The sequence below is a fragment of the Desulfofundulus thermobenzoicus genome, assembly GCF_009428905.1.
Lineage (GTDB): Bacteria > Bacillota > Desulfotomaculia > Desulfotomaculales > Desulfovirgulaceae > Desulfofundulus_A > Desulfofundulus_A thermobenzoicus.
Map to the genome: position 1 here is coordinate 11787 of NZ_WHYR01000011.1, position 13389 is coordinate 25175.

General features: G+C 57.6%; 16 protein-coding genes. 5 read left to right on the forward strand and 11 right to left on the reverse strand.

The features are described 5' to 3' along the window. Positions 1-158 precede the first annotated feature (158 nt). Complete coding sequence (gene mtnP, locus GFC01_RS05595; RefSeq protein ID WP_152945658.1) at positions 159-944, reverse strand: S-methyl-5'-thioadenosine phosphorylase; 786 nt, start codon at positions 942-944, stop codon at positions 159-161. Between the two features lie 149 nt (positions 945-1093). Here mtnP and GFC01_RS05600 point away from each other — a divergent pair, with 149 nt between their 5' ends. After that, positions 1094-1348 carry a ferritin family protein gene (locus GFC01_RS05600; protein WP_152945659.1) on the forward strand — a complete coding sequence of 85 codons (255 nt, stop codon included), beginning with the start codon at positions 1094-1096 and terminating at the stop codon, positions 1346-1348. A gap of 10 nt (positions 1349-1358) precedes the next feature. Further along, positions 1359-1601, forward strand: coding sequence for a hypothetical protein (locus tag GFC01_RS05605; protein ID WP_152945660.1), 243 nt, complete (start codon positions 1359-1361; stop codon positions 1599-1601). 40 nt (positions 1602-1641) lie between these two features. Here GFC01_RS05605 and GFC01_RS05610 read toward each other — a convergent pair whose 3' ends face one another. From GFC01_RS05610 to GFC01_RS05620, 3 genes are all read right to left on the reverse strand, one after another. Further along, a complete protein-coding gene (locus GFC01_RS05610; protein WP_152945661.1) occupies positions 1642-2763 on the reverse strand; it encodes an endospore germination permease in 1122 nt (373 codons plus the stop codon). Positions 2764-3006: 243 nt separating this feature from the next. Next, positions 3007-3453 (reverse strand): hypothetical protein, encoded by a 447-nt coding sequence (locus GFC01_RS05615; RefSeq protein WP_152945662.1) that lies wholly within the window; start codon positions 3451-3453, stop codon positions 3007-3009. Positions 3454-3995: 542 nt separating this feature from the next. After that, positions 3996-4460 carry a hypothetical protein gene (locus GFC01_RS05620; RefSeq protein ID WP_152945663.1) on the reverse strand — a complete coding sequence of 155 codons (465 nt, stop codon included), beginning with the start codon at positions 4458-4460 and terminating at the stop codon, positions 3996-3998. Between the two features lie 457 nt (positions 4461-4917). Between GFC01_RS05620 and GFC01_RS19700 the strand changes: the two genes are divergently transcribed. From GFC01_RS19700 to GFC01_RS05635, 3 genes are all read left to right on the forward strand, one after another. Then, positions 4918-5445 carry an NAD(P)-binding protein gene (locus GFC01_RS19700; protein ID WP_341473783.1) on the forward strand — a complete coding sequence of 176 codons (528 nt, stop codon included), beginning with the start codon at positions 4918-4920 and terminating at the stop codon, positions 5443-5445. A gap of 69 nt (positions 5446-5514) precedes the next feature. Further along, a complete protein-coding gene (locus GFC01_RS05630; protein ID WP_152945665.1) occupies positions 5515-6084 on the forward strand; it encodes an NAD(P)/FAD-dependent oxidoreductase in 570 nt (189 codons plus the stop codon). A gap of 182 nt (positions 6085-6266) precedes the next feature. Then, complete coding sequence (locus GFC01_RS05635; protein ID WP_152945666.1) at positions 6267-7352, forward strand: NAD(P)/FAD-dependent oxidoreductase; 1086 nt, start codon at positions 6267-6269, stop codon at positions 7350-7352. A 185-nt stretch (positions 7353-7537) separates the two neighbouring features. Here GFC01_RS05635 and ftsY read toward each other — a convergent pair whose 3' ends face one another. The 7 genes from ftsY to fabK form a co-directional block, all read right to left on the reverse strand. Then, the gene (gene ftsY, locus GFC01_RS05640) at positions 7538-8449 is read right to left on the reverse strand and encodes a signal recognition particle-docking protein FtsY (protein WP_152945667.1); all 912 of its coding nucleotides are present in this window, start codon (positions 8447-8449) and stop codon (positions 7538-7540) included. Positions 8450-8482: 33 nt separating this feature from the next. Next, positions 8483-9181 carry a ribonuclease III gene (gene rnc, locus GFC01_RS05645; RefSeq protein WP_152945668.1) on the reverse strand — a complete coding sequence of 233 codons (699 nt, stop codon included), beginning with the start codon at positions 9179-9181 and terminating at the stop codon, positions 8483-8485. A 14-nt stretch (positions 9182-9195) separates the two neighbouring features. After that, the gene (gene fabF, locus GFC01_RS05650; RefSeq protein WP_152945669.1) at positions 9196-10437 is read right to left on the reverse strand and encodes a beta-ketoacyl-ACP synthase II; all 1242 of its coding nucleotides are present in this window, start codon (positions 10435-10437) and stop codon (positions 9196-9198) included. A gap of 89 nt (positions 10438-10526) precedes the next feature. Beyond that, on the reverse strand, positions 10527-10757 hold the full coding sequence (gene acpP, locus GFC01_RS05655; protein ID WP_152945670.1) for an acyl carrier protein: 231 nt from the start codon (positions 10755-10757) through the stop codon (positions 10527-10529). Positions 10758-10793: 36 nt separating this feature from the next. Then, positions 10794-11537: a 3-oxoacyl-[acyl-carrier-protein] reductase gene (fabG, locus tag GFC01_RS05660; protein ID WP_152945671.1), complete on the reverse strand. Its 744-nt coding sequence runs from the start codon at positions 11535-11537 to the stop codon at positions 10794-10796. Position 11538: 1 nt separating this feature from the next. Beyond that, positions 11539-12477: an ACP S-malonyltransferase gene (gene fabD / locus GFC01_RS05665; RefSeq protein ID WP_152945672.1), complete on the reverse strand. Its 939-nt coding sequence runs from the start codon at positions 12475-12477 to the stop codon at positions 11539-11541. Beyond that, positions 12474-13367, reverse strand: a complete 894-nt coding sequence (gene fabK, locus GFC01_RS05670) for an enoyl-[acyl-carrier-protein] reductase FabK (RefSeq protein WP_243137283.1) — start codon at positions 13365-13367, stop codon at positions 12474-12476. Before fabK ends, fabD begins: the two co-directional genes overlap by 4 nt. Positions 13368-13389 lie beyond the last annotated feature (22 nt).

A 13389-nucleotide genomic window follows, 5' to 3' on the forward strand; every position in this document is an offset into this window, starting at 1 on the left:
CGGCTCAACCCCCATGAGAAATTTTTTTAATAAGACTATCCCACCCGGGTCCCCAGGCAATAGGCCGGTCAATACACAAAGTATTCCCGGAACTGCTTCCCTCCAACTGTCCATCCCGTTTCAGACGCCGGATAACGAGCAAGATGATCAAATAATCCTTACTTCACTGCGGAGGGGTCCAGGGGCGATTCATGGCAAAGGCAGGACCGGTCCGGATCCAGCAATTCAATGGCCCGCATAACCAGCCGGCGCAGGTTGGCCGCATTTTCGGCCATTACATCCACCACTTCCTGGTGGGACAAACGGGTAGGCGAAATACCGGCGGCAAAGTTGGTTACCATGGCGATGGTGGCATAGCACATCCCCGCCTCCCGGGCCAGGACCACTTCCGGCACGCTGGTCATTCCCACCAGGTCCCCCCCCAGCTGACGGAACATGCGGATTTCCGCCGGGGTCTCAAAACGCGGCCCCTCGGTACATACATAGTTGCCCCTGGCATGATACTCCAACCCCAGATCCCCGGCCGCCCGGGACAGGATTAAACGCAGTTCCGGGCAATAGGGATCAGTCATATCCAGGTGCACCACCCCCTTTTCCATAAAGGTTTGGGATCTGGTTTTGGTAAAATCCAGGAACTGATCCACAAAAACGAACTGTTTGGGTTTCATTTCCGGGTTGAGTGAACCCACGGCAGCAGTGGCCAGAATGCTCTTAACCCCTATAAGACGCAGCCCCCAGATATTGGCCCGGTAATTAACCAGGTGGGGAGGTACCGAGTGATCCTCTCCGTGCCTGGCCATAAAGGCCACTTCCACTCCCTGGTAGGTACCGGTTTTCACCCGGGAGCGACCAAAGGGCGTTTCCAGCACTTCCTCCCGGATGTGACTTAAAATGCTGGGATCATAAACCCCCGTCCCTCCAATAATGGCTACCCGCACAGCCAAAAATTATCCCCCCCGAAAAGAACATTTACCACCGGCCCAAACTTCAGGTTTCCCTGTACCAGCATTCTTTGCAACCCATCCTACTATTCTCCCTTCCCTTCTTCTTTCCTGTCGGCGGCAGCAAAATATTGGGCCGGAGGGATAGGGAAATGTATAATCGGCCGGTGAGGATAAAAAATAGTTTTGAGGTGATCCCCATGGCCCTGTTGACGGAAAAAGAAATCGTTAACAATGCTTTAAAAATGGCCCTGGATATGGAAGAGCACAGGCAGACCAAATATGCCTTTCTGGCCCGGAACGCCCGGGACAAAAAACTAAAGGAATTGTTCGGCGGCTTCGCCGTAACCAGCCGCCGCCATATAGCCCTCTTAAAGACGGAAATGAAAAATCTCAACATTCGTTGAGGTGGAAACAATGAACAAGATGGATATACTCCGGGACGCCCTGTATGATAAAATGTATAGCCAGGCCTTCTATAACGACCAGATGCTCATGATGGTCAACCCGGAGGTGCGGCACCTTTTCATGCGGCTGAGGGATGAAGAAGCCCGGCACGTTCTTTTCCTGCGCACCGAACTTTTGCACATGGAATCAAACCCTTTCCCCATCACCAAAATCCTGCCCGGACTGGAAAGACGGCCCCGTTTCCGGATGTAATGCCGGCGTTTGTTTCCAAAATATATGTTTCCAAAATGAGTTAAGATATTTTATCTCCTCCAGGCAATCCCCTGACCACGGTCGTGATCAGCAGTCCCAGGGGTAATAAAAGCTCATGCACCACGGCATAGCCGGGGAAAACCTTTAAAAGCATCTGGAGATAATCGGCCAGGGTGTGATAGCCCAGCAGGGAGTAAACAACCATCAACACACCAACCGGCGCCACCAGGGGGCGGTAGTCCGAGAGGGCCAACCACTGGGCCAGCCCCAGAACAGTTGCATAATATACCAGGGCCAGTTTTATAAAAATACCCCCCACCCAGACCATCATCATCACCACATCCAGATGAGTAACCATTGTGCCCAGGGTGATCAGCCGGACCATTTCCAGGGCCGGATAGGTCATGGTGGCGGTAATCGCCGGCGTGAAAAGACCGATGGCCAGTACCCCGATTTGTAAAGCCGCTCCCAAACCCGTAAGGGCCATCAAACCATGCATGCCCACCCGCTGCGGGTCGGTTACATGGGGGTAAAGCAGCAGCACCACCATTATCTCGCCCAGAAAATTAAATATAAGAATGGCCCCCCAGTTAACCGGGCCCAGACCGTTTTCCAGTACAGGAAGAAAATAGGCGAAATCCACATCGGGCAGGACACCGAAACCAACAAAAAGAAGGCTCCCCACACCCAGGGGTAAGAGGATCTCATTTACCCGGGCAATGACCTCCAGACCGCAAAATACGGCATAACAGGCCGGCAGGATTGCACTGACGGCAAAAACCACCAGGGGCGTATAGGGCATAAAGGCGGTAGCCATTATGTCCGATAACATCCGGAGCAAACTGAAGCCCATAAAAAAGAAAAAAAGGATAAATAACAACCCCAGGAAACCGCCCAGCCATGGACCGGCTATGCGCCGGCTGTAGTGAATGAGGGACTGGCCGTGAAAACGGGAAGCCAGGGCAACAGCCACCAGCCAGACGGCCAGGCTGTAGACAAATGCCATGAACACGGAGAGCCAGGCGTCCCGTCCGGCCACCCCGGCCACCAGGGCCGGCGGGTAGATATCGGCGGTGGTAATGACCATGGTAAAGAGGAGCATAGCCAGCTGGCGGGAGGATATCCGCCCTTTTTCAACCAGATTGCCGTTTCCGCCCGACACCGGTATCCCTCCCGTTCCCCCATTTCCAAATTATTGTGCAACAGGCAATACAAGACTATACATGCCCCTTTTTCTCAGGCACGGGCGAAAACTGCATGAGCGACACCATAATAGGCTGGCTCAAGCAAACATTCGATTATTTTCACAACGCCAGCCCGTCCCACCAGCCCCATGGCTTATCAGTATAATTAAACAAATACTTATATCCATGACCTGACAGGGGTTCCACCCGGATGCGAACACCTACCTCCCATCCTCATTCAATACTCCCAGCCATTCGCCCAGCCAGAAAACCAGGACCAGCCCCACTACGTTGAGACCCAGGCTCTGACCCGGGGACCACCGGAGATGCCGGAAATTGCCGGTGATGCTCATCAGCCACTCCACCAGTAAAAGTACGGCCGCCAGCACCAGCACGTAGGGCAGGCGCAGCCAGTGCCGGGACGGGTAAAATCGGGCTACGGTCACACCATTGGGTATGGTGGACAGGAAATAAAGCAGGGGCAATCCGCCCAGTTCCGGCAGACCGTAGTGATAAGCAAAGGCTCCCAGGCGGATCAGCGTGCTGTCCAGGATATAGACCACTGCCAGGGCAACCAGTCCCACCGGCCAGAACCGCAGCCAGCCCTTTCTGCCGGCCAGAAAGAAAGACAGCACAAGGGAAATACCCAACCAGATGAGCCAGGCCATTGAATCTCCCCTTTCCCCCTCTTCCGGGGAAAAAACCGGGCTACGACCGTTAAAACCCCGATTGTTGCAGCCTTTTGATTACCAGCAGCCACAGGGCCACCGCTGTAGCAACGCCAATGGAAAAAACAGTAAAGACAAAGAGATCGATCAATGCCATCATCCCTTTTCATGTCAGAAACGACAGGGAACAAACGCCCAACGGGCAGGATCACGGCGGGCAATGTGACCGGATTGGCCAACAACAGTGAACAAATGCCGCAGAACAATGCACCGTTAGGTGAGTGCCGGGTTACCCTCAGGTCAAAAGGTGCTGTTATCAGAGTGTGCCGGGTCGCTTAATTTGTGGTATGTATTCAGTCAAACCGGTGCAGGCACGGCGTTGTCCCGCTCACTCCGGCGCTTCGCAATGTCTTATCGCTTAAGAACAACGCCGTGCCTTTATACTAACCACCGGCTTCAGTGAACACTTACAATTTGTGCAACCTGGACTCTGCCGGTGGCAGCGTTTTGCCGGGCAGTTACTACAGGTGAAACGATCTTTCTTATTTACCAGCCCGCACGCCGTGCCGCCACCCCACCCTCTGGCTCTCCACCAGCCAGGCCAGGCAAATGAAAACCAGCAGATCCATGCCAAAACTGGCCGGGTGACTCCAGTGGGCAGTGTATTCCAGGGCACCGGCCAGCATTAGCATGTGCTCTTCCAGCAGAAAAAAACAGGCAAAAGCCAGTATATATAAACCTTGCAGCCAGCGGGAAAGGGGAAGGTACTGGCCGAAAAGGGCCCCCATGGTGATAACCGGGCCAAAGGTAAAAAAGGCCGAGGAACCCCACAGGGGCAACACAGGTTGCAGAATCCGGTATAGTTGCAGGTTCTGGCCCAGAACGTCGGTGAGCAGTTGAATCACCACCGCCCCCAGCCCTCCCAACAGCAACGGCGCGGGCCGCCGCAGGTCAGCCAGGAGGAAAAAGACCAGCCAGCTGATTACAAAGGCAATTACCCAGGGCATTTCCTTTCCTCCAGCAAACCAGTTCCCTGTTCAGGTGAACCTTCCACTTCATCATGCCCAGTGGCCTGCCGCAGCCATGGATAAAGCAACCTGCGGTACCAGCGGAATGGCTATAAAGTAAGCGTGGAAAACGCGTACCCTGTGATTTCACCGGACATTACCGGAAAAGCAACACACTCCGCCATGGTTCAAGGGATGGCCCATTTGCCCTTATCCAGGCCGTCTCTTTCACGTCCGGTAATAATATCCCCGACCCCGGCGAACAATATGAGTAATGAGTAACCAGTTGCGAGTTGCGGATTTCGAGTTGCACTTTATCCAAACTCTAAACTACGAATTCAGAACTCTAAGCGGATCCTTGAACACCCGGCTCAGCGGTATTTTCCAACCATTAACCGGCCTGTATACCAGCGCCGTTAAAGATATCTTCCAAATGGAAGGTGAATTTTTATTGCGTGTGGCCATTATCGGTGCCGGCCCCAGCGGCCTGGCCTGTGCCCTGGAACTGGAGCGGCTGGGTATAAAACCGGTTATTTTTGAACGTTACCATCGCATCGGCCTTCCAGTGGAGCGGATCGATATGCTTTTACACCTGGCCTGGCGCCCGGTCAAAGACCAGCTGGCCTACCTGGCCCGCCACTGCCACCTTTCTCTGATGCCCGCGGCACCCCTGCATGCCATCATCATGTACGGCCCGAACCGCCGGTCGGTCATCAGGAAACGTCTCCTGGGATACCTCATTCACCGGGGGCGGTCGCCCCTTTCCATTGAAAACCAGCTGGCCGCCCGTCTTTCCACCCCGGTGAATTTTCAGGTTTTGGCCGATCCGCTGGAAATGGCCGGACAATTCGATTACGTGGTGGTGGCCGAGGGAGACAGCAAAACCGCCCGCCGGCTGGGCCTGTGGCAGGAACTCTCCCCCCTCATAATCAGAGGGGCCACGATACTGGGGCAGTTTGAACCCCGCACATTCCATCTTTACTGAGATACCCGTTATGCCGGCCATGGGTTCGGCTATCTGGCCCCCTTTGATCGGGGAAGGGCCTCCCTGCACTTGTGCGTGGGCGGCATCCGGCCGGAGGATATGGACGACCACTGGGAACTTTTCCTGGAATCGGAAAAAATGCATTATCCCATTGTGGAAACCTTTGAGCAGGAATTTCACGCCGGCCGGGTTATCTGCCGCCAGAAAAACAATATCCTGCTGGTGGGTAACAGCGGCGGTTTTGTCAGTTGCCTTTTGGGCCTGGGGCTGTTTCCCGGCATGATCAGCGGCGTGCTGGCCGCCCGGGCCATTGCCTGCAACCTGGACTATGAGAGTCTGGTGCGGCAGCTGGTCCGGCGCATAGATATATTGAACGAACTGCGTCTGTCCCTGGATAAGCTGGATAATAAAGGCCTGGACCGGCTGGTGGGACTGATGGGCATGCCGGGAGTAAAACAGATGGTTTATAATTCGGAACTAGACGTTATCTCTCTTTCCCACCGGGTCCTGCATGGTAGATTTCCCCTGAAGCGGTCCGGGATAGCTTCCGGACAAAAAGGCCCGGCGTTCCGGAAGGGGACAATAACCATCCGGCGGCACATAAAAGCGGCCCTTCCTGTGCACGGTAAAAACCCTTAAACCCTGAAGACGCATTTGCGAAGGACCGCTACTTACCAGTGGAGTACAGTAAAGCGGTTCCGCCCATGTTTTTGCCGGCAGACCTTTCACCCGGGATACCACTAGAAGAGTAAGGAGCAGCAAAAGCACATGGACAGTGGTACAGGGTTACCAGTTTGTTTACCACCGCGGAGGGAAGACCATTGCGTATTGCCATCATCGGTGCCGGTGTATCCGGCCTGGCCTGTGCCCTGGAACTGGAGCGCCACGGGATAACCCCGGCCATTTTTGAACAGCGCAACCGGTCAGGGGAGGTTTTTGCCCATGTGGCCGGGATATTGCAGTTGATGAACCGGCCCATTAAAGATCAGATATCCTATTTATACCGCCGGCTGAAACTGCCCCTGCGGCCCCTGGCGCCGTTGAAAAGAATTATCATGCATACCCCCAACACCACCGGCAGCATTACCGGCCGGCTGGGCTACCTCTTCCTGCGGGGGCAGGATGAAGGATCCATGGAAAGCCAGCTCTTCAACTTATTGAGAACCCCGGTATTTTACAACCACTACGCCGACTGGCGGGAAATGGCCCGCCATTATGATTATGTGGTGGTGGCAGACGGTACCCAGCAGGTCCCCCGTACCCTGGGCTGCTGGCAGGATATTTTAAACACATGGGTACGGGGAGCCACGGTACTGGGCCACTTCGATCCCCATACCCTGACCATGTGGCTGAACACCAAATACTGCCGGAGCAACTATGCCTACCTCACTCCTTTCAACAGGCACCGGGCTTCGCTGGTTTTAATTACAACGGACAGCTACCCGGATGAAATAGAAAAAAAGTGGCGCCTTTTCTGGGAGGTGGAGGGGTTTGATTACCAGGTGGTGGAAAACTTCTCTCTCCAGCATGTTTCCGGGTACTGTTACCCTCCCCAGGCGGGCAACGTACTGCTGGCCGGCAATGCCGGCGGGTTTCTGGAACCTTTCCTGGGTTTTGGCTTAATGGCGGCCATCAGGAGCGGAATTTATGCGGCACGGGCACTGGCCCGGGGTGAATCCTACACCGGCCTGACCCGCGACCTGCGCCAACAGATCATCCGGGCCCTGGCTATCCGGCGGGTGCTTAACAGCCTGACCAACGCCGACTACGATCGCCTGGTCAGGCTGCTTACAGCACCGGGGGTCAGGCAGCTCATTTATAACACCAACATCGACGTATTTAAATTCAGCACCATCTTGCTAACGCATCTGGAGCGGTTGAAACGAAAAATCCGCCCCCGTATGTGACAGTGTGACAGGGGGACGGTTCTCTGACACACTTGTGACAGGGGGACGGTTCTCTGACACACTGAGCGGGTAACGTGTCAGCAAAGAACCGTCCCCTGACACACGTGACAAAGAACCGTCCCCTGACACACGTGACACACTGAGCGTGACAAAGAACCGTCCCCTGACACACCTGAACAATTACCTTACTTCTCAAACAGCGCCGCCACAAATTCCTGCGGATTGAAGGGGCGCAGGTCCTCCACCCTTTCGCCGATACCGATGAATTTCACCGGTATATCCAGTGTACGGCGAATGCCGATGATCACCCCGCCTTTGGCAGTGCCGTCCAGCTTGGTGAGAACGATGCCCGTCACACCGGTGGCTTCCCCAAAAAGGCGGGCCTGGGAGACGGCATTCTGTCCGGTGGTGGCATCCAGCACCAGCAACACCTCATGGGGCGCCCCGGGCAGTTCTTTGCCCAGCACCCGGCCGATTTTTTTCAGCTCTTCCATGAGATTGCTTTTGGTATGCAGCCGGCCGGCAGTGTCGCAGATCACCACACCGGCTCTGCGCGCCCGGGCCGCCTGCAGGGCATCGTAGGCCACGGCGGCCGGGTCGGCCCCTTCCCGGTGCTTGATCACGTCCGCACCCACCCGCTGGCCCCAGATCTCCAACTGGTCGATGGCCGCCGCCCGGAAAGTATCCGCAGCGGCCAGGATTACCCGCTCCCCCCGGGACTTGTAGAAATGGGCCAGCTTGCCGATGGTGGTGGTCTTGCCCACCCCGTTGACCCCCACCACCAGGACCACCGTGGGGGGTCCCCCCCTGTTCAGGGCCGTTTCCCCGTCTTCCAGAATTTCCTGGATCAGCTCCTGCAAAAGGGGTTTTAACTGCTCCGGCTCCTTAACCTTCCGTTCCTTAACCCGCCGGCGTAAACCCTCCATTAACTCCAGGGCCGTGTCCACACCCACATCGGCTTCAATCAGGGCTTCCTCCAGCTCTTCATAAAGCCCCTCATCAATGGCCCGCCGCCCGGCAACCACCTGTTCAATTTTACTGACCAGGCCCTGGCGGGTCCTGGTCAGACTTTCTTTAAGACGGTCAAAAAAGCCCATGACAAACCTCCTGCCATATCCAGGGACCGGCGACTATTCTCCCCGGGGCTGGATGTAACCGAGACCGACCAGGGCACGGCAGGCGGCTTGCTGTTCCGCTTCCTTTTTGGAATGCCCCTTTCCCCGGCCCATTTCCCGGCCCCGGCAGTATACGGCCGCCGTAAAAGTCTTATTATGATCCGGTCCCTCTTCCCGTAAAATGGCATACTCGATGGAAACATCACTTTCTTTCTGCAACAGTTCCTGCAATTCGGTTTTATAATCCCGCTCCATACGCCCGGCCAGAACATCTTCCACGACATTTTTCAGGTAACTGAGGGCCACTGCGGCGGCCGCCGGCAACCCCTGGTCCAGGTAAATGGCTCCCAGGAGGGATTCAAAGGCGTCGGCCAGGATGGACGGGCGTTCCCGCCCGCCGGAACGCTCCTCGCCCCGGCCCATAAACAGGCACCGGCCCAACTCCAATTCCCGGGCCACCCGGGCCAGGGAGGGCTCGCAAACCACCGCCGCCCGCAGCCTGGTCAACTCCCCTTCACTGTAAGTGGGATAATGGCGGTAGAGATAATCGCTGATTACCAGTTCCAGCACCGCATCTCCCAGGAACTCCAGCCGCTGGTTGTTCTCATGTCCATAGGAACTGTGGGTCAGGGCCAGACGCAATAGCTCCTCATTGCGCCAGGACAGACCCAGACGTTCCTTTAGAGCATTAATTCTTTCCTCTATGACGTTCATACCTTTCACCCGGTTTAACCAAGAAATTTACGGAACAGCAGGGTGGCATTATGCCCGCCGAAACCGAAGGAATTGCTCAATGCCGTTTTCACCGGGAATTCCCGGGATCGGTTGGGAACATAATCCAGATCACATTCGGGATCGGGCTCTTCGTAATTAATGGTGGGAGGAATCACTCCCCGGTCAATGGCCAGTACACTGGCCACGGCCTCCAGCCCGCCGGCCGCCCCCAGCAGGTGACCGGTCATGGATTTGGTGGAGCTGACCACCAGCTTTTTTGCATGATCGCCGAAGACCTGTTTGATGGCCGCCGTTTCCAGTTTATCCCCCAGGGGGGTGGAGGTGCCGTGGGCATTAATGTAGTCCACTGATTCCGGAGCAACGCCGGCATCCAGCAGGGCCAGACGCATGGACAGGGCCGCCCCGCCGCCTTCGGGATCCGGGGCAGTTATGTGATAGGCGTCACAACTGGTGCCGTAACCGGCCACCTCGGCATAAATACGCGCTCCCCTCTTTTGGGCATGTTCCAGAGTCTCCAGGATCAGTATGGCCGCCCCTTCGCCAATGACAAAACCATCCCTCCCGGCATCAAAAGGCCGGCTGGCCCTTTCCGGCTCATCATTGCGGGCGGACAGGGCCTTCATGGAACAAAAGCCGGCTATGGCCAGGGGCGTAATGGGCGCCTCACTGCCGCCGGTGATCATGACATCCGCCTCTCCCCGCTGCAGCAGCCGGAAGGCGTCCCCCACCGCATGGGCGCTGGAAGCACAGGCGCTGGTGGTGGTCAAATTGCACCCCCGCAACCGGTAGGCAATGGCAATCTGCCCCGCGCCCATGTTGGCAATCATCATGGGAATGAAAAAGGGGCTTACCCGCCCCGGCCCGCGGGTTAATAACACCTGGTGCTGCTCTTCCAGCGTCTCAATACCGCCGATCCCGGAACCAAGGATCACACCCACCCGGTCCCGGTCCACCCCTTCCAAATCCATTCCGGCATCCTCCAGGGCCATGCCGGCCGCCGCCAGGGCAAACTGGGTAAAGCGGTCCATGCGCCGGGCTTCTTTTTTGTCTATATACCGGGCGGGATCAAAGTCCTTCACCTCGGCGGCAAAACGGGTGCTGTAGGCGCTGGCATCAAACCGGGTAATTAACCCCACCCCGCTCTTGCCCGCCGTCAGGTTGGACCAGAAGGATTCCACCCCGGTACCAACCGGGGATATTACCCCCAGACCGGTTACCACAACCCTGTTATGCAATCCATTACCCCCTTTAAAATAAGGCACAGTCATCAAAAAACCATCTATTTCAAAAAGTCCCGCTGGTGTAACGCGGGACTTGAAATGGACTATTGATGATCCTGGATATATTTAACCGCTTCACCCACCGTACGGATCTTCTCCGCATCCTCATCGGGAATGACCAGGTCAAATTCTTCTTCCAAAGCCATCACCAGTTCCACGATATCCAGGGAGTCGGCGCCCAGGTCTTCAATAAAGGAAGCTTCCATGGTCACTTCCGACTCATCCACTCCCAGTTGTTCCACAATAATGGACTTAACCTTCTCAAAAACAGACAAACCTTTCACCTCCTTCCGCTATTTTGCCCTTTGCCTTTACATGACCATACCGCCGTCCACCACAATGGTTTGCCCGGTAATATACCCCGCGGCCTCGCTGGCCAGGAAAACCACTGCGGCAGCCACTTCTTCCGGCCGGCCGAAACGCCCCAGGGCCACCCGGGCCAGCATCTGCTCTCTGGTAGCTTCGGGCAGCGCACCGGTCATATCGGTAACAATAAATCCGGGAGCCACGGCATTAACCGTAATGTTCCGGGAACCCAGTTCCCTGGCCACCGATTTGGTCAAAGCGATCAACCCGGCCTTGCTGGCCGCGTAATTGGCCTGACCGGCATTGCCCGTAAGACCCACCACGGAACTGATATTGATGATTCGCCCCCGACGGGCCTTGATCATGGGCCGGGAGGCGGCCCGGATGGTGTTGAAGGCGCCCTTTAAATTTATGGCCAGCACCCGGTCCCAGTCTTCATCATTTAAACGCATGACCAGATTATCCCGGGTAATGCCCGCATTATTCACCAGAATATCCAGCCGGCCGAATTCTTGCAGGGCCATCTCCACCAGCCCGGCGGCCCCGGCGGGATCTGAAACGTCCGCCTGACAGGCCACTGCCCGGCGGCCCATTTCCCGGATAGCGGTTACCACTTCCGCCGCTTCCTTCGCCCGGCCGGCATAATTAACCACCACATCCGCCCCTTCCCGGGCCAGGGCCAGGGCTATGCTCCGGCCGATCCCCCGGGAGGCGCCGGTAACAATGGCCGTCCTGCCGTCAAGTAACATTTTAGCTAACCTCCTTAAGGCTGGCAAGGGCTTTTTCCAGGGAATCGGGGTCCTGGACCGGCCAGCAGGGCGTCCTGCGATCAATTTTACGCAAAAGACCGGTTAAAACATTACCCGGCCCCACTTCCAGGAAGGCATCCACTCCATCGCCAATCAGGCGACGCATGCTTTCTTCCCAGCGCACCGGGCTGTATACCTGCCGCACCAGAAGCCCGGGCACATCAGCCCCCCGGGTGACGTAATCCGCAGTAACATTGGCCACCACGGGAAAGCGGGGGTCAGCCACCGGCACTGCCGCCAGTGCGGCGGCCAGTTTCTCCCCGGCCGGGCGCATCATGCTGGAATGGAAGGGGGCGCTGACGGCCAGGGAAACACAGCGCCTGGCTCCCCTCTCCCTGGCCAGGGCGGCGGCCTTTTCCAGGGCTGCCGTCCCCCCGGCTATGACCACCTGTCCCGGGCAGTTCAGGTTGACCGCCTCCACCACCCCGGCGGCAGAGGCCTGGCGGCAGATCTCCTGGACCGCGGGGGCGTCCAGACCCAGCACGGCCGTCATGCCCCCGCTCCCCAGGGGCACCGCCTCCTGCATGAATCGCCCCCGCTGGCGCACCAGCCGTACGGCATCGGTAAAGGCCAGGGACCCGGCCGCCACCAGGGCGCTGTATTCCCCCAGGCTGTGCCCGGCCGCCACCGCCGGGAACACCCCCCGTTCCTCCAGCACCCGCAGGCAGGCCACACTGACGGTGAGGATGGCCGGCTGGGCATTCACCGTATGCTGCAGTTCTTCCGCCGGACCGTCAAAACACAGGCTGCTCAAAGGAAAATCCAGCGCCCCATCGGCTTCCGCAAAAACCCGGCGGGCAACGGGGAAGGCATCATACATGGCCCGGCCCATACCCACATACTGGGAACCCTGGCCGGGAAAGATAAAAGCCAGCTTCATTCCCGGGCCACCACCCATTGACCGGCCCGGCTTAAAAGTTCCGCCGCCCCCCGGACCACATCCCGGATTATTTCCCGGGCCGGCTGGATCTCCCTGACCATGGCCGACACCTGGCCGGCCATTACCGAGCCGTATTCCACATCCCCGTCCACCATGGCCGCCTTAAGCCTGCCGGTGCCCAGCTTTTCCAGTTCCTCCACCGGAGCACAACGGCTCTCCAGTTCTTCAAACTGCCTGCTTAATTTGTTGCGCAGCACCCGCACCGGGTGACCGGTGGGCCGCCCGGTGACCACCGTATCCCGGTCTTTGGCCCGGATAATCATTTCCTTGACTGCCGGGTGGATGGTGCATTCGGTAGCACACATGAAGCGGGTGCCCATCTGCACCCCGGCCGCCCCCAGCATCAAAGCCGCCGCCAGGCCCCGGCCGTCAAAAATGCCCCCGGCGGCAATCACCGGCACATTCACCGCATCCACAATTTGTGGCACCAGGGGCAGGGTGCCCAGTTCCCCCACATGGCCGCCGCTTTCCATACCTTCGGCCACCAGGGCGTCCACACCGCTGCGTACCAGCCTTTTGGCCAGGGCCACGGAAGACACCACAGGAATCACCCTTATGCCGGCAGCCTGCAGGTCCGGCAGGTATTTACCGGGGTTGCCCGCCCCGGTGGTGATTACCGGCACCCGTTCTTCCAAAAGCACCTGCATCACCGCATCCACAAAGGGGGAGCGGAGCATCACATTCACCCCAAAGGGCCTGGCCGTTAATTCCCGTGCCCGGCGCACCTGCCCCCGCACCCAGTCCGGAGGTGCCTGGCCGGAACCGATGATTCCCAGCCCGCCGGCTTCGCTGACGGCCGCCGCCAGTTCGGCCGTGGAAACCCAGGCCATTCCCCCCTGCAGGATGGGATAT